This window comes from Pseudotamlana agarivorans, from assembly GCF_001642835.1.
GTDB lineage: Bacteria > Bacteroidota > Bacteroidia > Flavobacteriales > Flavobacteriaceae > Pseudotamlana > Pseudotamlana agarivorans.
Genome location: NZ_LXEI01000001.1, coordinates 415,672 through 442,659 on the forward strand (window position 1 = coordinate 415,672; position 26,988 = coordinate 442,659).

Sequence of the window (26,988 nt, forward strand, 5' to 3'; positions counted from 1 at the left end):
AAAATAAAACTACTCCTTTAAATAGAATGCCGTTTTTAACCCAGAAGCTGCATTTTCACCAATCCACACATTAAAATCTCCAGCTTCGGCAGCTTTAACCATCCTATGGTTTACGAACTCTAGATCTTTAGAACTTATTAAAAAACGAACTTCTTTAGATTCACCAGGTTTTAAATACACATGTTCAAAGCGTTTCAACTCTCTAACAGGTCTTGTAATACTCCCAACCACATCTTGAATATATAATTGCACCAATTCGGTACTTGCCTTTTTCCCTACATTGGTGATTCTGGCTTTGATGGTTATTTTTTCATTAAAAACAATCGTATCCTTAGAAATCGACAAGTTTTCATAACTAAACTTGGAATACCCTAGGCCGTAACCAAAAGGATATTGTGGCGTAAAGCCAACATCTAAATAATGTGAATCGTTACCTAAGGAGCTTTGCCACGCGTGAATTGGAATAGAATCCATTTCAATAAACTCTTCAGCTGATGCAGGCCTTCCTGTGTTTTTATGATTGTAAAAATAAGGCAGCTGTCCAGCGGTTTTAGGCCAAGATACCGGCAAACGTCCTTGAGGTTCAGCAACTCCATAAATCATATCATAAAGCGCTTCGCCTCCCATAGTTCCAGGGTGCCAAGCCATTAAAATCGCATCAGTTTTATCCATAATGTTAGACACTGAAATGGGTCTTCCTGCCATAATCACTAAAACGATAGGCTTATTAAGTTTTGCTAATTCGTGGATTAAAGCCTCTTGTGAGCCGGGCAGATTGATGTAAGCACGACTATGAGCCTCCCCTGAAAGAATAGCCTCCTCACCCCCAAAAAACAAAATCACATCGGAAGCTTTTGCCGCCTGAATCGCTTCTTGAAACCCCTTATCTGATCGATCTCTACTGTGGGTAAAACCCGCTGCAAAATTAACATTTACTTTGGCTGCTTTAAAAGCATCTACTGGTGTGATGGTGTGTTCCTTTTCGCCATCAAAAGTCCAAGTACCTAATTGCTCATGTGGCGCATGGGCTAGCGGGCCAATTAAGGCAACTTTCGTATTTTTATCTAAAGGTAAAACGTCTTCGTTTTTTAATAATACCGAGCTTTTTATAGCTGCCTTTTTAGCCTCTTGCATATGCGCTTCGGCATAATAATTTCCTGTATGGGATTTATCACGATACGGCTTTTCAAACAAACCCAATCGGTATTTAATACGAAGAATGTTTTTAACGAAGGTATCCAGTTCCGTTTCCGAAAATTTACCTTCTTTAATAAGTTGCTTCAAATTATCTGCATAACAGGTGCTATTCATTTCCATGTCCATCCCCGCATTAGCAGAAAGTTCTGCGGCGTGCTTTTTATCTTTTGCAAATCCGTGAGCAATCATTTCTTCAGTAGAATCCCAATCACTCACCACAAAGCCATCAAACTTTAATTCGTCACGAAGCACCTCTTTTAGTAAAAAGGCATTCCCTGAGGCAGGTATCCCGTTAATCTCATTGAAGGAAGACATTACCGTTGCCGCTCCAGCATCGATAGCGGCTTTAAAAGGTGGTAAATACACGTTACGCAGCAAAGGCTCACTAAGATTTACGGTGTTGTAATCTCTACCGCCAATGGCTGCTCCATAGGCAATATAGTGCTTAGCACAAGCCGCTATGCTTGTAGGGTTACTTAAATCATCACCTTGAAAACCTTCTACATAAGCTTTTCCTAAAAGACTAGCCAAATAAGGATCTTCTCCTGGCGATTCTGCAATACGTCCCCAACGGCTATCTCTGGCAATATCTAACATTGGAGCAAAAGTCCAGCGTATGCCCATCGCTGAGGCTTCAAAAGCGGCAATTTCGGAAGATTTTTTAGCCACTTCGGTATCCCAGGAAGCCGCAATACCTAAAGGAATAGGAAAAATGGTTTTAAAACCATGAATAACATCGCGACTAAAAATTAATGGAATTTTATTCGGACTCTCCTCTACGGCAATACGTTGTAACTCATCGACATAATCTAAATTAGAAATATTTAAAAAAGCCCCGATTTCACCGTTTCTAACGGCTGTTTTTAGGTCTTCTGGCAAGGCTTTTGTCATACTCGAAGTACCTCTTAAATTGGTTTGCCCAATTTTTTCTTCTAAGGTCATTTTAGCCAACAAATCGTTTACAAATCGATCTTCATTGTTGCTATTAATCGATGTTTTTTTTGTGTATGAAAACAAAAAGACACTTAGTATACATAAAAGAAAAACTATCTTTTTCATAAGTTTTGAGATTAGTAATTAGTGGGTTTATTAAAAAAATTAGCACGCACCCCTTTTACGCCAGGAACCACCGAAAACAAGGAACCTGCATGCGGATATTTTTGTATTTCTTCGGCAGTCATATCTACCGAAGCAGTGGTGATATATAGCACATCTAAGTTTTCTCCTCCAAAAGCGCAGGAGGTGACATTATGAGCAGGCACTTCTATTTTTTGAATTGCTTTTCCTGTTTTAGGGTTGAAGCGTATCACGCCATTACCATTCCACATCCCCACCCAAAGCATGTCTTCTTCATCGATAGTCATCCCATCAGGAAAACCAAAATCCACTGGAATTTGAACAACCACACGTTCGTTTGAAATAGTAGCGGTGGCATCGTCATAATCATAAGCTTTAATTTGTGAAGTTGGTGTATCAATGTAATACATGGTTTTCTTGTTTGAAGTCCAAACAATACCGTTAGAAATGGTTCTATTGGTCAATTTTACCTCAAGTTCCCCACGACCATTTAAACAATATAAATTAGCCTTTCCAGTCTCTTGATTTAAGTGCATAGACCCAACCCAAAAGCGTCCGGAAGGATCACATTTCCCATCATTTAATCGGCTGCCTACTAATTCGTTTTCCATATTAACAAACCTGTTAGTGGTTCCGGAATTCAAATTCAAAATGTACACCCCATCTTCTTGCGCTACTAATGCTTCACTTTCAGACACAGGCACGACGGTTCCTATGCGCGATTTGGTTTTAAAAACGGTATTCGTTTTCGTTTTTGGATCGTAAATGTTCAAGGTCTTGTTTTCGATATCCACCCAATACAGTTCTTGGGATTTATAATTCCAAAGCGCCCCTTCACCCAATTGCGCATTGATATCATAGACCAAATCCGCTTTAAGGTTAATATCCAAATCCTTATTTTTTTCTGTTTTGCAACCAAAAACACAAATACAAACCAACAAATACACGAGGGGCTTCAGAATTTTTAGCATTACTTCACAGTGATTTTTAAAGTTTCCGAAATATGATTAGAAGCGTTCCCTACATAAACTTGGTAATCGCCGGTTTCAATTTCCCAATCGGATTGCTCTTCATTATAAAAAGCTAGTTTTTCAACTGGAATTTCTATGGTTACCGATTTGTTTTCACCTTTATCGAGGAAAACTTTAGTAAAACCTTTCAATTCTTTTAAAGCGCGATCTACTTTGGAATCCTTTTTACCAACATATACTTGTACCACTTCGGCACCAGCCAAATCTCCTGTATTTGAAACCGCTGTTTTTATTTTAATCTGATCGTTTTGCGTGTAGTTTTCCTTATCGGAAGAAATATTGTCCAGCTTGAAATTGGTATACGATAAGCCAAAACCAAAGGCGTAAAGTGGCTCGATATTTTTCGTGTCATGCCATCGGTATCCTACTAAAATATCTTCTTTGTAATGCTGAGTCATATCTACTCCAGGATATGAGGTTTCTCCAAAGGCATGCGCCGCATTATCCTCCAATTGCTTCGGAAAGGAAAACGGCAATTTCCCGGATGGGTTGACATCACCACTAACCACATCGGCAATGGCATGGCCCGCCATACTACCCAAATACCAAGACTCTATCAAACCTTTCACTTGGCCTAACCAAGGCATGGCCACAGCATTTCCTGTTAAAAGTATAAACCCAAGGTTTTCATTCACATGACTAAGCTCATTAATTAAAGCTTCTTGTCCGAATGGCAAACCATATTGTTGTCGGTCGTCCCCTTCACTATCTTGTAAGTGGCTTTTATTTAGTCCGCCCACAAACAACACCACATCGGCCGTTTTTGCTATTTTGATGGCTTCCGCTTTAAGCGAATCTTGATTTAATTTTGGTGGATGAACCACATCATATTCAGAAATACCCGTTTCATAGCCCATCGTATGAATCACTTTAGCCTTTTTGAACCGTGCTTTTATCCCCTCCAAAGGTGAAATTTCAAATTGTGGTTTCAGTTCTGAAGACCCTCCACCAGCAGTCATCGAGCGTGTAGCATTTTCACCAATAACAGCTATCGTAAGTCCTTTTTTATCTTCTATAGGAAAGAAATTATCCTCATTTTTAAGCAATACAATTCCTTCGGTTGCTACTTTTCTTGCCACTTCATGATGTTCCGGAGTGTTTAAACTTCCCAGAGGGCGGTCATCTTTCATATTGGTTCTAAGCCGTAATCTTAAAACACGTTTGACTTTATCGTTTAAAACCGCTTCTGAAATTTCACCACTTTTTAGTTTCTCTAAAAAAGGATTGGCCAAATAATAATGCTGATAGTGATTTTCAGTTGTGGTTCCCAAACCATCGGTTCCCGTTCCCATTTCAATATCCAAACCATTGTTTGCAGCTTCGAGTGTGCTGTGTGCAGAACTCCAATCACTTATTACAACACCATCGAATCCCCAATCGCGTTTTAATATTTTGTTGGTTAGCAATTCGTGATGCGTGGTATATTGTCCTCTAAATTTATTGTAGGCACCCATAATGGCCCAAGAGTTTCCCTCTTGAACGGCCGCTTTAAAAGCGGGTAAATAGATTTCATAAAGCGCTCTGTCACTTACTTCTACATTCACGACATCGCGCCAATGTTCTTGATTATTTAAAGCAAAATGCTTCACACAGGCGGCCACACCGTTTTTTTGCACCCCTTGAATATAAGGCACTACCATGGTAGATGCTAAAAAGGGATCTTCACCCAAATATTCAAAGTTCCTTCCGTTAAACGGCGTTCGGTAAATGTTTACTCCTGGTCCTAATAAGACATCTTTTTTGCGGTATCTAGCTTCTTCACCTAAATTAAAGCCAAATTCACCTGCCAAATCAGGGTTAAAAGTCGCTGCCAAACAAGTTAATGCGGGAAAAGCGGTGATAGAATCATTCGTCCAACCTGCATAATCCCAGGAATCCCAACTAATTTCGGCACGAACGCCGTGCGGACCATCGGACATCCATATTTCTGGAATCCCCAATCGAGCTACACCTTTAGTACTGAATTTTGATTGTGCATGACATAAATCGACCTTCTCTTCTAAGGTTAACAGAGGTAAAATACTATCGATTTTAGCTTCTATGTCATGGTTAGCTTTTGTTATAGGACTCTTTTCTTTCTCTTTTTTTGAAGTACAGGAAGCTAGGAGCAGCACAATTCCTAATATCAAGAGGCCTGGAAATTTCTTTTTCATAAAATAGTTAAACTTTTTAAGCCAAAATGCAGAACGCAATTTTTGAGTTGGTTTGAGAAAATAAAACTATCTAGAAAAGGAAAATAACTTTAAAACAAATACAGCACCTTGTAAAACATTTGTTGCAAATGCTTGCTTTACTAGACATGGAAAGGTTTTGGCTAGGCCGGAATAACAATTATGTGTAGAACATCTGTTGCATGCCCCAAATTTGCAGCACGAATTTATGGAAGATAAAAAGGATTCTAAGGCTGAGAATTTTTGTAATTCAGAATTAAGATCTAGAATCACAAAGTGTCAAATTATAAAATGAATTTCGGGATAGAAGGTTACAGGACTAAACTTCGCAATTTAGCCCTGTTAGAATGTAAAAGCTACTACTCCTTCTTTCCCAAAACCTCAATTTTAGCTTTTTTTGTCACTATCATGGCGCCTTTGCTATCGTATTCAAATTCAATACGCTTTACTTTGTCGTCTTTATCTGGAACGGCATAGGCCATGGAAGACATGCCTTTGGTTAGTACCCCTACACCTTTAGCATCATATTTTTTTTCTTTACCATTATCCATCACAATGGTCACACTCTTTAATTGCAATGTGCCTTGTACACATTTAATTTTAACCTTATCAATGGTTCGGTTAGATCCTAACAACTGAATTTTATCGGTTTCACTTTTAAAGGCTACCGTTTTTTCGGCAAGTTTAGTCCAATTATCTGAGTCCTTTTGCGCTTGTGTGGTCATGGACAGTACAAAAAAGAATAAAAATAAATACTTCATCGTGTTTCATGTTTTAAGTTTACTTGCTTAAAATTAATGATTTAGCTTATAAAAACAGCTAAAAAACTTAATTTACGGGATAAACTAAGATTAATTTAACGGTTTAATAACCAAAGTACTGAAAGTAAAAATCCAAAGTGGAATGCATTAAAACACAAAAAAGAGGTTGAATAAAAAGTTGAAACAATCGTCATACTCTGCTCGACAAAGAACCTCATAATATTGAAGTTCCATGGTTATGAGAATCTGAAACAAATTCAGATTGACGTAAATCGACTTTTAATTCAACCTCTTTATACCTTAATTAAACTGAGGTTACGTTTTATTTACTATTGCACTGTCAGAGTTAACGCCTCATAGGTGTCAGCCTCTATGCCAATCAGGCCGTGCTTAATTTCACCAGACTTAATAACAGTCCCGTTTAAATTATAATCTAACATTTGTGTTTTAAACTTTTTATTGGCATTAGCAGAAGCAATCATGTTACCCCCTGCAATCCCAGGACCTAAAATAAGACCGATAGGAAAAGAACTTGTTGTTTCTTGTCCCCCATAACTATTGGTCTCATAGGTATAAAAATTTATAGGTGTTAATAACAAATACCATAAATAAGAGGCCGGGCTTTGCTTCAGTGTCTTATAAACTTTATCGTTATCCATAACATAAAGTTCATGACCGTTAACATAACCCAACTTGACATCTCTACCGAAAATGATATCTTTTTCGGAGTTGTTGGTTATTCTAACAGCAACAAGTTTTACACCTCTTTTGGTTTCTTTTTTAGCATATTTTTTGTCCAGCAAATCATATTTATACTCTAAAATAATGTCTGAATCCTCATTTTTAGAAATATAATTAATGGATTTCAATTGAATTTCCTTGTATCCTGATGCACAATTTGTTAGCATAGATACAGCAAAAAACATACAAGCAATTTTAATAATTCTCATTTTGATTGGTTAAGTTGGTTAATCTTATTTATGCGCTATACTAAAAAGTAAGGCATAAAAAAACCGTAACAACCAAGGCTATTACGGTTTTAATAGTACTCAAGGCGGGAATCGAACCCGCACTCCGAAGAATCGGATTTTGAATCCGACGTGTCTACCAATTCCACCACTTGAGCAAATGGACTGCAAAAATATATATTTTTTCCATAATTAATCATAAAAATACCGCGCAATATGCTTTTTAGGTAAAAATAAATCCATAAATTTGCACCTCGTTAAAAAACAGGTAGCGTTTAAACACTCTAAAACAACAAGTTAACTATGCCAATTGTAATCACAGAAGCAAAAATTTTTGCATGTACCCAAAGTAAAGCTTTAGGAGAAAACATTGCTAAAGCCTTTGGAGCAGAATTAGGAAATGTTATAACGTCTACTTACAGCGATGGTGAGTTTCAACCATCTTACGAAGAGTCTATTCGTGGTACAAGGATTTTCATTATTGGTTCTACCAATCCTGGTGCCGAAAACTTAATGGAAATGTTATTAATGATTGATGCTGCAAAACGCGCGTCGGCAAGACACATTACCGCTGTTTTACCTTATTTCGGTTGGGCAAGACAGGATAGAAAAGACAAACCTCGTGTGCCTATTGCAGCAAAATTAGTAGCTAAAATGTTGGAAGCTGCTGGAGCTACACGTATTATTACTATGGATTTACACGCCGATCAAATTCAAGGATTCTTCGAAAAACCGGTAGACCACTTATTTGCATCGACTATATTTTTACCATACTTACAAGAATTAAATTTACCAAATTTAACTATAGCATCTCCAGATATGGGAGGTTCTAAACGTGCTTACGCATACTCTAAAGCTCTATCGAGCGATGTTGTTATTTGCTACAAGCAACGTGCTAAAGCTAATGTGATTTCTCACATGGAGCTTATTGGTGATGTTACTGGTAAAAATGTTGTTTTAGTAGATGATATGGTAGATACTGCTGGAACATTAACTAAAGCAGCCGATTTAATGATGGAGCGTGGTGCATTAAGCGTTAGAGCTATTTGTACGCACCCTATTTTATCGGGACCTGCTTACGATAATATCAATAACTCAAAATTAGAAGAATTAATAGTAACCGATTCTATTCCTGTAAAGCCTTTAAGCGACAAGATTAGAGTTTTAAGCTGTGCCAATTTATTTGCTCAGGTTATGGAAAAGGTTCACAACAACCAATCTATCAGTTCAAATTTTGTAATGTAACGGTTCTATCTCCACAAAGAGACCAGAGCACTAAAAAAGAATTTTTTAATTAATATATATAACAAATGAAATCAATTACAATCGACGGATCTCAAAGAGAAAGCGTAGGCAAAAAAGCAACAAAAGCCTTACGTAATGCTGGTCAGGTTCCTTGCGTATTATACGGAGGAGATAAACCAGTGCATTTCTCTGCACCAGAATTAGCTTTCTCTAAACTTGTATACACGCCTAATGCGCATACAGTTGTGATTAATTTAGACAACGGTGAAACTTTAAATGCTGTTTTACAAGACATTCAATTTCACCCTGTAACAGACAGAATTTTACACATCGATTTCTACCAATTATTTGAAGATAAAGAAATCGCCCTTAACATTCCTGTACATTTAGTAGGTAACTCTAGAGGTGTTAAAAACGGTGGTGTTTTAAGAAGAAACAACCGTAAATTACGTATTAAAGCACTTCCTGCTAACTTACCAGATTTTATCGAAATCGATATTACACCACTTAAAATTGGTGATAAAGTATCTGTAGGTGACATTTTAAACGATGATTACTCTTTCTTACACCCTAACAACACTGTAGTTTGTCAAGTTAGAACATCTAGAACTGCTGTTGCAGATGTTGATGATGAGGATGAAGATGTTGAAGAAGGTGCAGAAGCAGCTGCTGAAGCAACTCAAGAATAAATTCTATTCTATAACTTATTTAAAAGCATCCTGATACATCAGGATGCTTTTTTTATTTTTACATAAAAACGTTTATGTGGCCGTTTTTAAAATACTTTATTAAGAATAACACCCTTGTAGAAGAAACAGATCCCATGAAAAAATTTTTAATCGTTGGTTTAGGAAATATTGGTGATAAATACGAAAATACACGCCATAATATTGGCTTTAAGATTTTAGATTTCTTTGCTGATAAAGAAGCTCTAACTTTTGAAACTCAAAAACTAGGTGATATCTGCACCTATAAGCTAAAAGGAAGAACCTTTATTTTTCTAAAACCGAATACCTACATGAATTTAAGCGGAAAAGCCATTTTATATTGGTTAACAAAAGAAAAAATTCCTTTAGAAAACTTATTAGTCATTACAGACGACTTAAACTTACCCTTTGGTAGCATTCGTGTAAAAACTAAGGGCAGTGATGGCGGACACAACGGATTAAAGGACACCCAGGACAAATTAAACACCACAAAATATAACCGATTCCGATTTGGTATTAGCGACGCCTTCTCTAAAGGTAGTCAAGTTGATTATGTTCTTGGCGAATGGACACCAGAAGAAAGCAATCAACTAAAAGAACGCTTAGAAAAATCTATGGAACTTATTAAATCTTTCGGACTAGCAGGTATTAATAATACTATGAATAGTTTTAACGGTAAATAGACCTCTTAGTAACCTATCTAATAACAAGCTTTTTGGAGAAGTTTTTTTCCGAATTTGAAACCGTTAAAAAATACATACCTGACTTCAACTGGTTTAAATCTAATTCATGTTCTAAATTAGTTAATCCTTCCAGTGTTTCTTGATACACCAATCGGTTGTTAATATCTATCACGCGAATCTCAATGTTATTTTGAGAGGGGTTGTACATTTTTAAAATAAAGTCGCCGTAACTCGGATTAGGAAACACAACTAAACTCTCGTTTTTATTAGGATTTTCAGGGCTATCCAATGCCGTTTCAGTAGTATCGCATATTTCAATAAACCAGGAATTTAAGGTACCAGCATCACCAGCTTCAAAATCACCTAATCGAATCGTCCAATCGCCTGAAATATTTTCACCATCAAATTGTGATAACAATTCAAATTGTGGCTGAAAAGACAAACCTGCTCCCGAATTGGAACAGATATAAGGTTCAGCTTCATCATCATACAGCCCTAATATATTAACCTCATCACTACAATCTTGGTGATTTTTAAGCATCACTTCTGTTCCGCTAGGACTCACTACTGAAAATTCTAAATCGCCAATATAATCGTGGGTAATATTCACACCAATATTTAAATCAGAAATGGTTTTAGAGGCTCCAATATTAATGGTATGACTTTGGGTATAAGCCTTACCGTTATCAGTAATATGTATCCCTAAATTAGACCCCGAAGCATATTGGTTACACTGGGTCTCTACTTCGTAATTTATAGTAAAATCATGGGTGTTGATGCTAAAAAACTGATGATTTGTAGGTACAATCATTACCCTGCAATACGGTGCAGGCGTATCGGGAACCACCAAGGTGTGCGACCCGCTATTTGGCACATTGGAAGCCAAAATTTGATTATAAGTCATACCACCATCGGTAGACAATAGAATATTAACTTGTGAAGCACCACTCATATTATTGGTGTTATTCACGCGCCAAGTTATCGTTTCGGTCGTACCTGCAATCCATGAAACACCTTCCGTATTCTGAGACGTGACTTCAAAAGGTCCGTAACTAGCATTAAAAGTAACACGCATATCATCATGACTATTACTGCCACCATCAACCCTTTGGTCTCTAACGGTTAATCTAAAATCGGCCGATCGAGCCACATTAGGTACTTTTTCCCATTGTGTGGCATTAAAACCAAACCTTAAATCGGAAAGATTAGGAAAGTATCGTGTCGCTTCAGTGCTTGGTAGATATGATCGAAATAAGATACTATTAGAATTGGTAGAATTCGGATCTGGGTAGGTTGTTGCAGCATTATTTTCATCAAATTGCTCCCAGCAATAACTAAGGGCATCTCCATCGGCATCACTAGCTGTGGCCTTTAACATAAAAGGCGTTCCAATAGGAAGCGTTAAATCATCACCCGCATCAACAATCGGTGTGCTATTTCCAGTATTAGTTTCAGTCGCACAGCTGGTGGCTTTCACAACACCCATAACCTGTTGAATCGAAATCGCATGAAAATAAGGATCGCTATTACGTTGTAAATTATAGGATCCTGCAATACCTGCATAGCTCATAATAGTTGACCCTCCACCAGGTTCCATTTGTGAATCATAGCCTTCATTTCCATTATGCGACCAGGTATGTGTAGCTCCAAATTGATGCCCCACCTCATGGGCGACATAATTGATAGCAAAATTAACACCACTCGGATTCGAACTCGTGGAAAACCCTGACCCCTTATGATTTTTTGCGGCATAGGATCCGCCGTTATTACAGACACAGCCTAAACACCCAGCATCTCCCGTACCATTGCCATTAGCGTCATTTATACCGCCAAAAAGATGACCAATATCGTAATTAGCCTCTTGAATAACTGTATCTAACGTATTTGCTAATTGCTGATTATAACTCCCTAAAGACGTATAAGGATCGGTATTCGGATTTAAATAAACAACAGCATCGTTTCCAGCAATCAACTCCAACGACACATTAAAATCATTTTCAAAAACGGCATTAACAAGCGTTAAAGTCGCATTTATTTCAGCGTTTACCGATGGCATTGTGCCGCCATTAGCCTGTGCATACTCGCCAGTAACAGAAATAGCGATTCTATATTTACGATTTATACCATCGTTAGCATCTTTTTGAGCTGCTAATTTTGAAACTTTTCCCAAATCGCTTCCTAAATTATCACAATTTAAAAAAACATTTTCAATAACATTAGACTTTGAAGTCACTAATATTTCATCAGGATTATTTTTTACTGGCTGATAAACAAGCGTTTTATCATAACCAAAAACCACGGCTGAAAGTCCGTTGTACGGCGACAAACTAAATCGCATACGCACATGGGGATCTTCTAAACTTTGGGCTACGAACGATTTAATTTCTGGATATTTGGCTTGTAATTCGGGATGTAAAACAGAAGCTTCTTGCACTTGAAAACGCTCAAAAACACCATTATTGCTAGGAAAACTCAAAATAACCCCAGACGATTTCGACGAACTCGAAACTTTTGATGTTACCGCTAAAGTTTCTGTTAAGGCTGTATAATCAAATTGATAATAAGTGCCTTTACCTTGGTTTTTAGTTAATCTACCCTTCTGTAACGATTTACTATCACCAACTTTAACAAAAAAATTAGTTTGAGCAACAGCTGAAAATGCAAACAAAAGTATTGCGGTTGTTAAAACATAATGTAGTTTTGTTTTCATAAACAATTTTTGGAGCTATATTTTAATCTCAAATATAGCAAAACTATAAGTATTAGGTTTTAATTCATTAAATGCGAAAAGTTAAAAATATAGAAACGTATCATTCTGTTGAGCCAGCAGTTGTTACTATTGGTACTTTTGACGGCGTTCATATCGGTCATCAAAAAATAATAAAACGCTTAATAACAACAGGCAAACAAGAGGGTTTAAAATCTGTTATTCTTACCTTTTTCCCGCATCCGCGGATGGTTTTACAAAAAGATGCTAACATCAAATTGATAAACACCATCGAGGAGCGTCATGATATTTTAGACGCTTTAGGCTTGGATTATTTAATCATTAAAAATTTCACCAAAGAATTTTCTCGAATTTCTGCCGAAGACTTTGTTAAAGACATTTTAGTAGATAAAATAAACGCTAAAAAGGTTATTATTGGCTACGACCACCGTTTTGGTAGAAACAGAAATGCCGACATTAATGACCTAAAAGCTTATGGTAAAACCTACGGATTTGAAGTTGAAGAAATATCGGCACAAGATATTAACGATGTTTCGGTAAGTTCAACTAAAATCAGAAAGGCTTTAGAAGAAGGCGATATTATAAAAGCCAACGCTTATTTAGGGTATCCCTTTATGCTTTCGGGTGAAGTAACCAAAGGTAAAGGCTTAGGAAAACAATTAAGCTTCCCAACAGCAAACCTTAAACTGACGGCCGATTATAAAATCATCCCCAAACAGGGCTCCTATATCGTTCGTTCATCTATAAACGGAAAAACGGTTTTTGGTATGATGAATATTGGCACCAACCCTACAGTAAACGGCAAAAAACAATCGGTTGAAGTACACTTTTTCGATTTTGACATGAACCTTTACGGTGAAACTATTAAAATTGAATTTTTACACCGCTTACGAGACGAAGAAAAATTTGATTCGGTTGAAGCGCTCACACAGCAACTCATTATAGACCGCAAAACTGCGCTTGAATACATCGCCGAACACCATGCTGAATAAGTGGTTTTTTAAACATATAGACAACTCGGCTTTAATTGTTTTTCGAATAATTTTCGGAGCCCTTTGCTTTTTAGAAACCGTAGGCGCTATTTTTACTGGATGGATTAGACGCACCTTAGTCGAACCCTCTTTTACTTTTAATTTTATAGGTTTCGAGTGGTTACAACCACTTCCTGGCGATGGCATGTATTATTATTACGCCATTATGGGCGTTTTTGGCTTACTCATTATGATTGGATACAAGTATCGATTAAGCATGATTTGTTTTACACTCATGTGGACAGCAACCTACTTAATGCAAAAATCGTCGTATAACAACCACTACTATTTATTAATCCTTATAAGCAGTCTCATGGTGTTTCTTCCTGCAAACACCTATGCTTCGGTAGATGCCAAGTTAAACCCGAAAATCCAAAGCAACAGCATGCCGCGATGGTGTCGCATTGTTATTATTTTACAATTATTTATAGTTTACACTTATGCTTCCATAGCGAAATTATACCCCGATTGGTTGGATGCCACAGCCATGGAAATCCTTATGTTTGGTAAGCGTAACTATATGCTTGTTGGTGAATTACTGCAACAAAAAGGCGTACAGTATTTTTTAGCCTACGGTGGTATTTTATTTGACGGCCTAATTGTGCCGCTTCTACTTTTCAAACCTACTCGAAAATATGCTTTTGCCGCTTCAATCGTATTTCATCTATTTAATTCGTTTGTGTTTCAAATTGGCATTTTTCCTTATTTATCCTTGGCTTTCACCTTGTTCTTTTTTCCTTCAGAAGTCATTCAAAAAATCTTTTTAAAGAAAAAACCGCATTACGATGCCTCGGAAATCATTGTTCCTAATTACAAACCGATTTTTTCAACCATTTTCTTCATCTATTTCATCATACAGATAGGCCTACCCCTTCGTCATCATTTTATTGCTAGCGATGTTCTATGGACGGAAGAAGGTCATCGTTTATCCTGGCGAATGATGCTTAGAACAAAACGTGCTCGAACCACTTATTGGATTGAAAACAAAGCCAATGGCAAACGAATTAAAGTAAACCTTCGTGACCATTTAACACGAAAGCAAGTTCGAACCGCCAGTGCTAAACCCGATGTCATTTGGCAGTTTTCGCAATATCTTAAATCCCATTATAAATCTTCGGGAATGGATATTGGGGTGTATGTAGATTGCCAAGTAAGCGTGAATGGCAAAGCTTACCAAACCCTTGTTAATCCTGATATCGACATCTCTAGTGTACCTTGGGATGTTTTTAAACACAGTGATTGGATCTTACCTATGAAGTAACATGTTTTTAAAACTAAAGTTGGTTAAAAAAAATGGCCGTCCAAAAAGAACGGCCACTTGAATATTGAAACACCTATATTAGTGCTATTTATATCTAATTTGTTATTGTTTAATTACTTTGTTTATTAAGGTTCCGTTATCCGTAACTACTTTAAACAAATACATTCCAGAAGGATATTTAGCGATATTAATACTATTTGAATTGCTATTTAAAATTCTATTTTCTAAAATTTTACCTGTAATATCCAATATTTGCAATTTTACATTGGTTAAATCATTAATACTAACTATAATATGGTTCGTTGCTGGATTGGGAAACATTTTTAATTTAGTACTAACATCAAAATTAGCTGCGTTTAACGTCTCACATGTAACATTCGTTGTAATTGGCGACCCTGCTAAAAAATTAGAGGTACTTCCGCTTAAAACAAAACCACTACTAAAAGCACCATGATTTGAACCTGCATTATCTGTTAATGATGTCACTTCGGAATTATTTATTCCATGATAACCCTGATTAAATTTATAATGTGCCAGCAAACCTGTTTCATCACCCTTCATTTCACAGTTTAAATAAGCATTAATTTCGTCTACAGTAAGTGCTTTATTCCAAATACGAACTTCATCGATATCACCATTAAAAGTAGCAGATGTACCAAATGCTCCTATATGAATATCACCACCAACAGTTGCAGGAACGCTATTGTTTTCATCAACTAAATTACCATTTAGAAACAATTTCATTGTTGTGCTTGGAGCATCGTAAGTTACAGTAACTTGACTCCAATTATTTACTAATGATGAAGCATCTGTTAGTACATGTTGAAAATCACCTTTATTCCCTGCTCTAAGACTACCGTCCCAAATCCAAAATACTTCATTATCATTTGATAAAATATTATGTCCAGCATTTGAAGAAATATCATAAGGTCGAATCATGGCTTGCTTTGTATATGAAACTCCTGTATTAATTAAATTTGGTAAATTCACAAAATCATCCACCCCATCAAAATTTAAATAAGTAGCTGGTGGCACTACTATCACCATAATTTCTACTCTTTCACTTTCACAACCATTATCATTAACACTAGAAACATAATAAGACGTCACACCAGTAGTTGATGTTGAAGGGGTTGGTGCTGTTACCAAACCTGTCCCTCCTGTTGCTGTTGTGTACCACAATAAACTTGTACCGTTTAAACTTGGGGTTGCAGTTAATGCTGTGGCAGTTTCATCCTGTCCATATTCTACTGAGGAAACAACAGTTGGTGGAGATAAAAACGAAGTTATTGGTGAACCAGTTAACCAATTTGAAGTTGTTCCCGTTAAAGCGAAATCAGTTAATGGACCATCATGGCCATTTCCTGTTACATCCCTTAATATTGTTGCATTTGTGTTTTCACCAGCACCAATACCATTATTAAACTGATAATAGGCAATTAAACCTGTTTCACCACAGGCGATTTCGCTATCTTTTCCACTATTAATGTCTGCTTCAGTTCTAATCATATCCCATATCCGTAGCTCATCAATTGAGCCGGTAAAATATGGAGACCAATAATTTCCAATTGCTAAAGCACCAAGTGAAAATGAATGGTCACCTAATGTCCCTGAATTATCTAAAACACCATCAATATATAGACTACATAGACCATTAGTTATTGGCGAGCTCATAGTCACTGCAACATGGTGCCAATTATTATCGGCAACACTTGTAGTAGAAGTCACAACCAAATCTGGATAACCATGTCTGTGTGCTCTATATTGCAACTTTCCGTTACTTATTGCTACAGACCCATTATTATAACCAGAAGCATTATATATAATCGTTCCATCAGTGTCTGTTTTTACCCAAGCTTCAATAGTATAATCGGTTGCATCATTAAATGAATTGGCGAGTCTAATAATATCGTTTACCCCATCAAAGTTTAAATGATCGGCTTGACTTTGGGCGTTTACAAAATTGATACTTAAAAAAAGTAGAATTAAAAAGTAGTTTTTCTTCATAAGTTTGGTGGTTAAATTATTTTTTAACGTTTTTTAGGGACGCAAAGTTAGAAGATGAAATTTTTTTTAAGTAGTCCATTAAGACAAACCAATAGCCCATTCGGACATATTAATATGATAGTGTAGATGGTCAAAACTTCACATTTCATAAACGATCATCTAACTATATTATAAAAGTAGCATGTGAAATACAGGATTACGAAGCTCCCAGTAGCTTTCTTTAAAATATTCTAATTTGAGTTCAAAAGCACCTGGTTAGTCGACCAAACTACCCGAGCGCAATTCCGAAGGGAGTTTCCCATGTTTTTTCTTAAATGTAGCGCTAAATTTACTTGAACTTTCATAGCCAACCTCCTTAGCTATATGCTTTATTTGCATGGTCGTATTAAGTGTAAGGTGTCTTGCTAGTTCCATTTTTTTATCAATGTTGTATTGTAGTATTGATGTCCCGTAAACTGATTTGAAATCCATTTTTAACTTAGAGGAAGATATATTTAATGCTTTTGCAAGGGCATCAATACCTATAAAAGGTTTCGATAATTGCTTAGAAATCATCAGTTCGCATTTTGTAATCTTACTATAATCTACAGAGCTCAATTCTTGGTAATTATCAGTTCTTGAGTCGTTAAAAACATTTTTAAAAAAGGTGGATAATATGCTTAATGTTTGGGCTTTTAGTATCGTAGAGTTAAAAGGGTCATTTTTAAATGTCTTGAAAGTATGTAGTATTTCATGCGACAATACCTCTGCATTAGGCACAATATCTTGATAAGAAATAAAGCCTTTGCTCGAATCTAGAAATCTTTTAAATGGAATCTTTGCATCTAATGCATCTAGTGGCACATGTTTTTCAAACCAACTAGGGCTAATATAATAGATATAAAACTGGCATTTCGACCCTTTGTAAAAACAAGCCCCTACATCGGTGCCTGGCTTTTTAAAGCTCCAAAATTTGTTTTGAAAAGGCACTTTATCAATAAAAACATTTTGAAGTTTTACCTCGCTGTCAAATACAGTAAATGTAATTGAATAATGATCACTAGGAATATCTTTGGAATAACTGGATTTAATTACAGTGTCATATTTAAACTTGATATTAGTAATGGTAAGCCATAAACCGTCATCTATTTTTCTGTAATGCATTTCTCCATTTACAAATGGATTATTTCTATAAACAACTTGATCTTCCGAAACATGTCTGCTTCCAGGACTTTTTACAGTAGACTCTATGAATAATTCCGGTGTGTTTGCTAAAAAAGGAAATTCAAAAAAACCATCTTTATAAAACCTAAAGTTTGGTTTTATAAGCTGATACCATTTTGATAAATTCATATCTATTTTCTAATTATATATATTCTTTTTTAATTCAAAAAAATCTACTTTTCCTAGTGGTTCTTCACAAAAGAACAAAATAAACTATCATCTATTTTTCTTTTAAACCATTAAATTTTAGTAGTACTTTTTAAGAAAATACCGACACAGAATTAGCTTCAATATATTTAGAAACATTAAATGATCTCAACTTTAATATTTAAATTAATTTAGGCTCGTTTTTATTGAAATTATACGCAAATATAAACGGTTTATACACATAAAAAAACATCCATAAAAGGTAAAATAAACTTAACAAGGTTTAGATTAATTTTACCATGTACTAAAATTCATTTTATTAAATTTGCAGCTTAAATTTTTACAACATGTTACAAGTTCCTTTTATTAGAGAAAACAAAGAATTGGTAGTTGAACGTTTAGCAAAGAGAAATCTTAATGCGGTTCAACTGGTTGAAGATGTTATTACTTTTGATGAAGACAGACGTCGTTTACAAGCAGAATTAGACAATACCTTAGCCGAATCCAACACCCTTTCCAAAGAAATAGGAAACTTATTTAAATCTGGTCAAGCCGAAAAAGCCAACGAATTAAAGGCAAAAACGAGCTTACTAAAAGAAACATCTAAAGAACTTTCGGAATTACTAAATGCCAAAGCCGATGCTTTAAATGAATTGTTGTACAAAATCCCAAATGTCCCAAATGAGATTGTACCTCGAGGCGTTTCTGAAGATGACAATGAAGAAGTTTTTAAAGCTGGAGAAGTACCAACTTTACATGAAGGTGCCTTACCTCATTGGGAATTAGCTAAGAAATACGATATTATTGATTTCGAATTAGGAAATAAAATTGCAGGTGCAGGTTTCCCTGTTTATAAAGGAAAAGGTGCGCGTTTACAACGTGCTTTAATTGCTTACTTTTTAGACAAAAATACAGCTGCAGGTTATACAGAATATCAGTTACCACACGTAGTAAACGAAGCTTCAGGTATTGGAACGGGGCAATTGCCAGATAAAGAAGGGCAAATGTACCACATCACTGAAGACAACTTATATTTAATCCCAACCGCTGAAGTTCCTGGAACCAACATTTTTAGGGATGTGGTTTTAAACGAAAGCGATTTACCTATCGGAATTACTGGTTACACACCATGTTTCCGTCGTGAAGCGGGAAGCTACGGTGCCCATGTGAGAGGTTTAAACCGATTACACCAATTTGATAAAGTTGAAATTATTCGTGTAGAACACCCAAGCAAGTCTTACGAAGCTTTAGACGGCATGGTAAATCATGTGAAATCAATTTTAGAAGATCTTAAATTGCCATACCGTATTTTACGTTTATGTGGTGCCGATTTAGGATTTACCTCAGCCCTAACTTACGATTTTGAATTGTTCTCTACAGCGCAGGACCGTTGGTTAGAAATATCGTCGGTATCTAATTTTGAAACTTTTCAAGCCAATCGTTTAAAACTACGTTTTAAAAACAGCGATGGTAAAAACGAATTAGCACACACACTGAATGGAAGCTCATTAGCTCTACCACGTGTTCTTGCAGGTATTTTAGAAAACTGTCAAACTCCAGAAGGGATAGTTATTCCAGAAGCACTTCAATCTTACACGGGGTTTAAAATCATCAATTAAGCTAACTCAAAAAAATAAGTAAAAGATTACGAGTTAGATAAGATTTTTAATAAAACATCGATAAACCACACTCTGAAAACGTCATTCAACGATAAGTGTGTGGATTTTTTGTGTTTTACAATAAAAATCTTCAAGTTAGCCTTGCTAACCCCTCCTGAATCTTTCAAACATGAAAAACTTAATACGCCTTGGGCTATTAATTGCCCTCATTGTTTTTGCAAGTCAATTGTTGTCATCAGGTTTTGAATCCACAAAATCGATAGATAAGACAACCAAGATTGCTGGTAAGTAGTAACTGTTGTGTTTATTATTTCAAAGTTTAATAATAAAGTCTTTCTTGCACACACAAGGGCTTAAAGACTGTCCCCAATCGAGTGTTTAATTTAATAGTAGCAATACAAATTATTTTGATTGGTAAATGCCCGAATAAAATTCGGGCATTTTTTTATCCTTACCCTACTCGTTAATGGCCAGCAAAGCTTAAAAATTGCTAATTCGCATAAATACAACAAGGCACATTGCTTATCTTTACCCCATGAGAAGATTCCTAATTTTATTTCTACTGCTTAGCGCTTCATTAGTTGCGCAGGAAGATATTTTAGCTAAGGAATATTACAAAAATGGGGAATACGAAAAAGCGCTAATTGCTTATAAAAAGCTTTACGACAAGTCTCCTTCAAACATCAATTACATCAATCAAATTGTTAGTGCACAACAACAATTGGAACAGTATGATGAAACCCATGCTTTTTTAGAAGGCATCATGAAACGGGTGCATTATCCTGCTTTTTTAGTTGAAATGGGTTATAATTATCAGCTTAAAAAAGATCAAAACACGGCCGAATCGTATTATCAAAAAGCGCTTTTGGCTCTAGAAAACCAGCCTACCCAAGTATTTGCTATAGCGCGTGCTTTTCAAACCCATTCGCTTTTGGATGAAGCTGCTCAGGCTTATGAAAAAGCCATGACCTTGAACCCAAACTTTAACTTTAGCGTACAATTGGCTCAAATTTACGGCGAGCAAGGTTTACTCGACAAAATGTTTACGAGTTATATCGATTATGCAGAAAACAACCCTTCTGCAGTAAGCGACATCAAACGCGCCATCAATGATTTTATTAGCGAAGATCCTTCAAACGAAAACAATATCCTATTCAAAAAAATCTTGTTAAAAAAAATGCAGCAAGACCCAAAAACACTTTGGAACTCCCTGCTAAGCTGGTTGTTTATTCAGCAAAAGGAATACAACAAGGCTTTTATTCAAGAGAAAGCGATTTATAATAGAGATCAACAAAGTCTTTATCGCATTTTTGAACTGGCTCAAATTGCTGCAAACGATGAAGATAGTGACATCGCTAAAGATATTTACCAATATATTATTGACACCTCAACAAGCAACGACACCAAATTAGATGCACATTTTAATCTGCTAGAATTAGAGGTAAAAAATAATAAAAAAGGCGACTATGATCGTATAAAATCTGATTACCAAACGCTTTTAACGGAATATCCTAACAATGATAGAACTTTAGATTTACAAATTTCGTACGCCAATTTTCTAGCCTTTTATCTTAACGAGACTGATGAAGCCGTTAGTTTTTTAGAAGATGTTTTAAAGGCACCTTTATCAAAATTAGAACAAGCGCAAGTTAAACTTAAGTTGGGTGACATATTGGTGCTTCAGGAAAAATTCAACAAGGCCTTAATTTATTATTCACAAATTCAGCGTAATTTAAAAAACAGCACCATATCGCAGGAAGCGCGTTTTAAAGTGGCAAAGGCCAGTTATTACAAAGGTGATTTTAAATGGGCCGAATCTCAACTGAAAATATTAAAATCTTCAACCTCGCAACTTACCGCTAACGATGCCTTAGATTTAAAACTACTTATTAGCGATAATAAATATGAAGATTCCCTTCAAACAGCTTTAAAACTCTATGCTAAAGCAGATTTATTGGCTTATCAAAACAGAAATGACGAAGCCATTTCCTTATTAAATAATATTTTAGAAGGGCATAAAACTGAACCTATCGTAGCCCAAGCTTTATACAAACAAGCCCAATTGTTTGAAATAGAAGAACAATACGACAAAGCACAGCATAATTACGAAGCTATTATTACAAATTACAGAGATGGTTTATTAATTGATGATGCTTATTTTCATCTAGCAAAAATTTATGAAAATCAGCTTAATCAGCCCGAGAAAGCCAAATCATTATACGAAAAAATAATTTTTAATCATGCCGACAGTATTTTTTTCGTAGAATCCAGAAAACGATTTAGAGCTTTACGCGGCGATGCGATTAACTAGTCTCTGAAAACAAAACAGATTACAAAAAACATACAACATGTACATATATAACGAAACCATGAATGTTGATGATGCCGTTCATGATGAATGGCTCGTTTGGATAAAAGCACACATCCCAAAGGTTTTATCGACCGGAAAGTTTGAAAAAGCCACCTTAACGAAGGTTATGGTTGAAGAAGAGCTAGGCGGACAAACCTATTCTGTACAATACAGAAGCTATTCGCGTGAAGCTTTAGATGCTTTTTATCGCGATGATGCTGAAAAATTTCAATTAGAAGCTTTGAAACAGTTTGCCGATAAAATGCTGACCTTCAAAACCGAGCTACAAATAGTAGATGAATATACCGTAAACTTTAAATAACGTAGCTTTGCATCGCAGGTCGTAAGAGCTTTTTACTAATTATAAATCCGAATTCGTGGCACACCATCAAAATCAACATCAAGTAAAAGCAAAAAAACATTTAGGTCAGCATTTTCTAAATGATGAATCTGTTGCCGAAAAAATTGCCAATACGCTCACTTTAGAGCACTACAAAACGGTTTTGGAAATTGGGCCAGGCATGGGCGTACTTACCAAGTATCTCCTAAAAAAAGATCTTACTACTTATGTTATTGAGATTGATACCGAATCGGTAGCCTATTTACAGGCCAATTACTTAAATCTTGCTCCGCGCATTATTGAAAAGGATTTTTTAAAGTTCGATTTAAATGATGTTTTTAAAGGCGAACCCTTTGCGATTATTGGAAACTTCCCTTATAATATTTCTACGCAAATAGTATTTAAAACGCTTGAAATGCGCGATCAAATTCCTGAGTTTTCGGGCATGTTTCAAAAAGAAGTCGCACAACGTATTTGCTCTAAAGAAGGCAGCAAAGTGTACGGTATCCTTTCGGTGTTAACACAAGCTTTCTACGAGGCAGAATATTTGTTTACCGTGCCACCAAACGTTTTTAATCCGCCACCAAAAGTCGATTCTGGGGTGTTAAGATTAATTCGAAAAGAGAATTACTCATTGCCTTGTGATGAGAAATTGTTTTTCAAAACGGTAAAAACAGCCTTTCAGCAACGACGAAAAACACTTCGTAACAGTTTAAAAACATTCAACATATCCGATAATTTAAAAGCAAACCCTATATTTGGCCAACGACCAGAACAATTGTGTGTTGAAGACTTTATTGCCCTCACCCAATTGATTGAAAACGACGCTTAAACCGCCTAAAACCCCTTAATTTGGCAGAAGAAAAAGAAAACATACAATTTCAACTAACCGACGCCCTTATTGAGCAGGTAGAAAATCTTGTTGAGCAACAAAACAACAAAGAACTACAAAAGCTTTTAAAAGAGTTTCATTACGCTGATATTGCCGAAATTCTAGATGAATTAAATCTAGAAGACGCCATGTATGTGATTAAACTTCTGGATTCTGAAACCACCTCCGATATTCTTATGGAGCTGGATGAAGACAACCGTGAAAAGGTCTTAAAAAATCTTTCAGCCAAAGAAATCGCCGAAGAGGTCGAAGAACTAGATACCGATGATGCCGCCGATATTATTGCCGAACTGCCCTTAGAGCGCCAACAAGAAGTAATCTCTAATATTGAGGACATCGAGCATCGTGCCGAAATTAGAGAACTTTTGGCCTATGATGAAGATACAGCTGGTGGTTTAATGGCGAAGGAGCTGGTAAAAGTTTATGATACCTGGACCGTCGCGGGCTGTTTACGACGTATTCGTGGCCAGGCTGAAGAGGTAACACGTGTACACTCGGTTTATGTGGTGGACAAGCAAGAAAAACTCGTTGGTAGACTTTCTTTAAAAGATTTGATTGTTGCCAAAAATGATCAAAAAATAGCCGATATCTATATTTCAAATGTAGACTTTGTTAATGTTCATGATGATGCCGAAGAGGTTGTAAAAATCATGCAGAAATATGACTTGGAAGCCATTCCCGTTGTGGACGATAACCATACCCTTTTAGGAAGAATCACCATTGATGACATTGTAGATGTCATGAAAGAGGAAGCCGAAGAGGATTACTTATTAGCGGCAGGTATCACCAGTGATGTTGAACATGACGATAGCATTTGGGAACTTACCAAAGCACGATTACCGTGGTTACTAATTGGTATGTTTGGAGGTATTGGTGCTGCAAGTATTATAAATGGATTTAGTGATGCCATGCTAAAATATCCAGCATTGCTTATGTTTATTCCATTAATTCAAGCTACCGCAGGAAATGTAGGGGTACAATCGTCGGCCATTGTGGTTCAGGGATTAGCCAATAACAGTATTGATGGTAAAATATTTAGCCGTTTATTAAAAGAATTTGCCTTAGGACTTGTTAATGGAATTGCTATTGCGGCAATTGTATTATTAATTAGCCACTTTGTTTTTAAAACCACCTATTTAGAGTCCATAACCATTTGCGTCGCTTTAGTTACCGTTATTATTATGGCAGCACTTATCGGCACTTTTATTCCTATCTTTTTAGATAAAAAAGGGGTCGACGCAGCCGTAGCCACAGGGCCATTCATCACCACGAGCAATGATGTTTTCGGAATTTTTATTTACTTTCTAATTGCCAAGCTCATTTTAGGGTTTTAACCCAATTTATGGCTTGATGCCCTTTTACTACATTTAACTATTTCCTATACCTTTGGTTTTAATTACCTTTGCGTAACTTAATACTTCAGCATATGATATATTCGATGACGGGTTACGGAAAATCTGTATTGCAATTACCTACTAAAAAAGTAACGATTGAACTAAAATCTTTAAACAGTAAAAATTTAGATTTAAATGCTAGGATGCCTTCGATTTATCGTGAAAAGGAACTTGCCATTCGAAAAGTTTTAGCCGATCAATTAACGAGAGGAAAGGTTGATTTTTCAATTTATATAGAAACAACTGCTGAAGACACATCCACACAAATAAACGTCCCTGTTGTAAAACAGTACATGACGCAGTTAAAAAATGTTGTGGATGGCAATGATATCGAATTACTTAAAATGGCCGTACGTTTTCCCGATGCCCTAAATACTGTAAGGGAGGAAATTGACGAAACCGAATGGAAAAGTATAGAAACTCATATTGAAAACGCCATAAACGACCTAAACAACTACCGTTTAAATGAAGGAAAAGTTTTAGAACAAGACTTCAACCAACGCATCAGTACCATTGAAAACATTTTGGAAAAAGTGATCGCTATGGATCCCGAACGTGTTGAAGGTGTGCGTGAACGTTTATTAAAAGGCATTGAAGAATTAAGGGAGAAGTATGACGAAAACCGTTTCGAGCAAGAACTGGTTTATTACATCGAAAAATTTGATATCACCGAAGAAAAAGTCCGTTTAAAAAACCACTTAAACTACTTTACTGAAACCATAAACTCTAAAGATTCTAACGGAAAAAAATTAGGTTTTATTAGTCAGGAAATGGGTCGTGAAATTAACACTATAGGCTCGAAAAGTAACTACGCCCCTATGCAACAGTTAGTGGTTCAAATGAAAGACGAATTGGAGAAAATTAAGGAACAATTATTAAACGTTCTTTAACGGTATAAAAATATATTAAGCCATAAAAACATTAAGGTTTGACAGCACAACAAGAAACAAAAAAAGGGAAACTTATTGTATTTTCAGCACCATCGGGCTCTGGTAAAACAACTATTGTAAGACACTTGCTTGGTCAAGAATCTTTAAATTTAGAATTTTCCATTTCGGCCACCTCTAGAGCTAAACGCGGCACGGAAATCGATGGAACAGACTATTATTTTTTATCGACAGACGACTTTAAGCAACACATTAAAAATGACGATTTTTTAGAGTGGGAAGAAGTGTATCGCGATAATTTTTATGGCACTTTAAAATCTGAAGTAGAACGCATTTGGGCCAAAGGAAAAAACGTTATTTTCGATATTGATGTATCTGGAGGACTACGTATAAAACGCAAGTTCCCCGATGAAACCTTAGCTATTTTTGTTAAACCACCAAGTGTTGATGAGCTAAAAATTCGTTTAAAAAAACGTAAAACCGAAACCGAGGATAAAATTAATATGCGTGTAGCCAAAGCTTCGGCCGAGTTGGCCACAGCTCCTTTGTTTGACACCATTGTGGTTAACGATACCCTGGAGCACGCCTTAGAAGAAGCGCATCAAAAAATTAGCGATTTTATTAACTCATAGTCATTTTTTGTAAATGAAGATTGGATTGTACTTTGGTTCTTTTAACCCGATTCATATCGGACACATGGTTATTGGCAACCACATCGCAGAATATAGTAATTTAGATGAAGTGTGGTTTGTTGTGACACCGCATAACCCTTTTAAAGAAAAGAAAACACTGCTTGCCAACCACCACAGGCTAGAAATGGTATATCGCGCTACAGAACCCTATGACAAACTACAAGCTTGCAATATTGAATTTAACTTACCTCAGCCCAACTATACCATAAACACTTTGGTACATTTACAGGAAAAGTACCCTAATAAAGAGTTTTGTCTAATTATGGGAGAGGACAATTTAAAAAGTTTTCACAAATGGAAAAACTACCAACTTATTCTTGAAAACCACTTTGTTTATGTGTACCCAAGAATTTCTGAAAACGTAATAGAAACGCAATTTGATGGACATGAGAAAATCATACATATCAATGCCCCGATTATGCAACTGTCGTCATCATTTATAAGAAAATCAATTGCCGCAGGCAAAAACGTCCAACCCATGCTTCCTGAACACGTATGGGAATATATGGATGAAATGAATTTTTACAGATAAAACCTTAGAATATTTATCAATTTCACAAACACTTTGAACAATATTCAATAAAAAGTTTATTTGTT

Annotated in this window: 21 protein-coding genes and 1 tRNA gene; 13 read left to right on the top strand and 9 right to left on the bottom strand. The window is 36.0% G+C overall.

What is annotated here, in order from left to right; genetic code table 11:
* Positions 1–9 precede the first annotated feature (9 nt).
* From A6I66_RS01715 to A6I66_RS01740, 6 genes are all read right to left on the bottom strand, one after another.
* Complete coding sequence (locus A6I66_RS01715) at positions 10–2,256, bottom strand: glycoside hydrolase family 3 N-terminal domain-containing protein (protein ID WP_084399394.1); 2,247 nt, start codon at positions 2,254–2,256, stop codon at positions 10–12.
* A gap of 11 nt (positions 2,257–2,267) precedes the next feature.
* Positions 2,268–3,164, bottom strand: coding sequence for an SMP-30/gluconolactonase/LRE family protein (locus tag A6I66_RS01720; protein ID WP_067145596.1), 897 nt, complete (start codon positions 3,162–3,164; stop codon positions 2,268–2,270).
* Positions 3,165–3,244: 80 nt separating this feature from the next.
* Positions 3,245–5,458: a beta-glucosidase family protein gene (locus tag A6I66_RS01725; protein ID WP_067144997.1), complete on the bottom strand. Its 2,214-nt coding sequence runs from the start codon at positions 5,456–5,458 to the stop codon at positions 3,245–3,247.
* A 377-nt stretch (positions 5,459–5,835) separates the two neighbouring features.
* Entirely contained in the window at positions 5,836–6,237 is a 402-nt protein-coding gene (locus A6I66_RS01730; protein WP_067144998.1) for a DUF2541 domain-containing protein, read from the bottom strand.
* Between the two features lie 329 nt (positions 6,238–6,566).
* Positions 6,567–7,187 (bottom strand): hypothetical protein, encoded by a 621-nt coding sequence (locus tag A6I66_RS01735; RefSeq protein ID WP_067144999.1) that lies wholly within the window; start codon positions 7,185–7,187, stop codon positions 6,567–6,569.
* A gap of 96 nt (positions 7,188–7,283) precedes the next feature.
* Positions 7,284–7,363, bottom strand: a tRNA-Leu gene (locus A6I66_RS01740).
* Positions 7,364–7,508: 145 nt separating this feature from the next.
* On the opposite strand from A6I66_RS01740, the gene A6I66_RS01745 reads away from it, so the two are divergent.
* The 3 genes from A6I66_RS01745 to pth all read left to right on the top strand — a co-directional run bounded on the left by A6I66_RS01745 (position 7,509) and on the right by pth (position 9,840).
* Positions 7,509–8,450, top strand: coding sequence for a ribose-phosphate pyrophosphokinase (locus A6I66_RS01745; protein WP_067145000.1), 942 nt, complete (start codon positions 7,509–7,511; stop codon positions 8,448–8,450).
* Positions 8,451–8,515: 65 nt separating this feature from the next.
* Complete coding sequence (locus A6I66_RS01750; RefSeq protein WP_067145001.1) at positions 8,516–9,139, top strand: 50S ribosomal protein L25/general stress protein Ctc; 624 nt, start codon at positions 8,516–8,518, stop codon at positions 9,137–9,139.
* A gap of 74 nt (positions 9,140–9,213) precedes the next feature.
* Positions 9,214–9,840: an aminoacyl-tRNA hydrolase gene (gene pth, locus A6I66_RS01755; RefSeq protein WP_067145002.1), complete on the top strand. Its 627-nt coding sequence runs from the start codon at positions 9,214–9,216 to the stop codon at positions 9,838–9,840.
* Between the two features lie 13 nt (positions 9,841–9,853).
* Here pth and A6I66_RS01760 read toward each other — a convergent pair whose 3' ends face one another.
* Entirely contained in the window at positions 9,854–12,550 is a 2,697-nt protein-coding gene (locus tag A6I66_RS01760; protein WP_067145003.1) for a zinc-dependent metalloprotease, read from the bottom strand.
* Positions 12,551–12,621: 71 nt separating this feature from the next.
* On the opposite strand from A6I66_RS01760, the gene A6I66_RS01765 reads away from it, so the two are divergent.
* Entirely contained in the window at positions 12,622–13,560 is a 939-nt protein-coding gene (locus A6I66_RS01765) for a bifunctional riboflavin kinase/FAD synthetase (protein WP_067145004.1), read from the top strand.
* Positions 13,550–14,860, top strand: a complete 1,311-nt coding sequence (locus tag A6I66_RS01770) for an HTTM domain-containing protein (RefSeq protein ID WP_067145005.1) — start codon at positions 13,550–13,552, stop codon at positions 14,858–14,860. The genes A6I66_RS01765 and A6I66_RS01770 overlap by 11 nt, the downstream gene beginning before the upstream one ends.
* 102 nt (positions 14,861–14,962) lie before the next feature.
* Here the strand turns inward: A6I66_RS01770 and A6I66_RS01775 are convergent, their stop codons facing one another.
* Together A6I66_RS01775 and A6I66_RS01780 are read right to left on the bottom strand one after the other, a co-directional pair.
* Positions 14,963–16,867 (bottom strand): LamG-like jellyroll fold domain-containing protein, encoded by a 1,905-nt coding sequence (locus A6I66_RS01775; protein ID WP_067145006.1) that lies wholly within the window; start codon positions 16,865–16,867, stop codon positions 14,963–14,965.
* Positions 16,868–17,122: 255 nt separating this feature from the next.
* Positions 17,123–18,199, bottom strand: coding sequence for a helix-turn-helix domain-containing protein (locus A6I66_RS01780; RefSeq protein ID WP_067145007.1), 1,077 nt, complete (start codon positions 18,197–18,199; stop codon positions 17,123–17,125).
* A 365-nt stretch (positions 18,200–18,564) separates the two neighbouring features.
* Here A6I66_RS01780 and serS point away from each other — a divergent pair, with 365 nt between their 5' ends.
* From serS to nadD, 8 genes are all read left to right on the top strand, one after another.
* The gene (serS, locus tag A6I66_RS01785; protein WP_067145008.1) at positions 18,565–19,836 is read left to right on the top strand and encodes a serine--tRNA ligase; all 1,272 of its coding nucleotides are present in this window, start codon (positions 18,565–18,567) and stop codon (positions 19,834–19,836) included.
* Positions 19,837–20,371: 535 nt separating this feature from the next.
* Complete coding sequence (locus A6I66_RS01790; RefSeq protein ID WP_067145009.1) at positions 20,372–22,147, top strand: tetratricopeptide repeat protein; 1,776 nt, start codon at positions 20,372–20,374, stop codon at positions 22,145–22,147.
* A gap of 37 nt (positions 22,148–22,184) precedes the next feature.
* The gene (locus A6I66_RS01795; protein WP_067145010.1) at positions 22,185–22,508 is read left to right on the top strand and encodes a DUF4286 family protein; all 324 of its coding nucleotides are present in this window, start codon (positions 22,185–22,187) and stop codon (positions 22,506–22,508) included.
* A gap of 55 nt (positions 22,509–22,563) precedes the next feature.
* Positions 22,564–23,358 carry a 16S rRNA (adenine(1518)-N(6)/adenine(1519)-N(6))-dimethyltransferase RsmA gene (rsmA, locus tag A6I66_RS01800; protein WP_067145011.1) on the top strand — a complete coding sequence of 265 codons (795 nt, stop codon included), beginning with the start codon at positions 22,564–22,566 and terminating at the stop codon, positions 23,356–23,358.
* Positions 23,359–23,378: 20 nt separating this feature from the next.
* On the top strand, positions 23,379–24,752 hold the full coding sequence (gene mgtE / locus A6I66_RS01805; protein ID WP_084399398.1) for a magnesium transporter: 1,374 nt from the start codon (positions 23,379–23,381) through the stop codon (positions 24,750–24,752).
* Between the two features lie 92 nt (positions 24,753–24,844).
* Complete coding sequence (locus tag A6I66_RS01810) at positions 24,845–25,702, top strand: YicC/YloC family endoribonuclease (protein WP_067145012.1); 858 nt, start codon at positions 24,845–24,847, stop codon at positions 25,700–25,702.
* Positions 25,703–25,740: 38 nt separating this feature from the next.
* A complete protein-coding gene (gmk, locus tag A6I66_RS01815) occupies positions 25,741–26,331 on the top strand; it encodes a guanylate kinase (protein ID WP_067145013.1) in 591 nt (196 codons plus the stop codon).
* A gap of 13 nt (positions 26,332–26,344) precedes the next feature.
* The gene (gene nadD / locus A6I66_RS01820; protein WP_067145014.1) at positions 26,345–26,923 is read left to right on the top strand and encodes a nicotinate (nicotinamide) nucleotide adenylyltransferase; all 579 of its coding nucleotides are present in this window, start codon (positions 26,345–26,347) and stop codon (positions 26,921–26,923) included.
* The last annotated feature ends 65 nt before the right edge of the window (positions 26,924–26,988 follow it).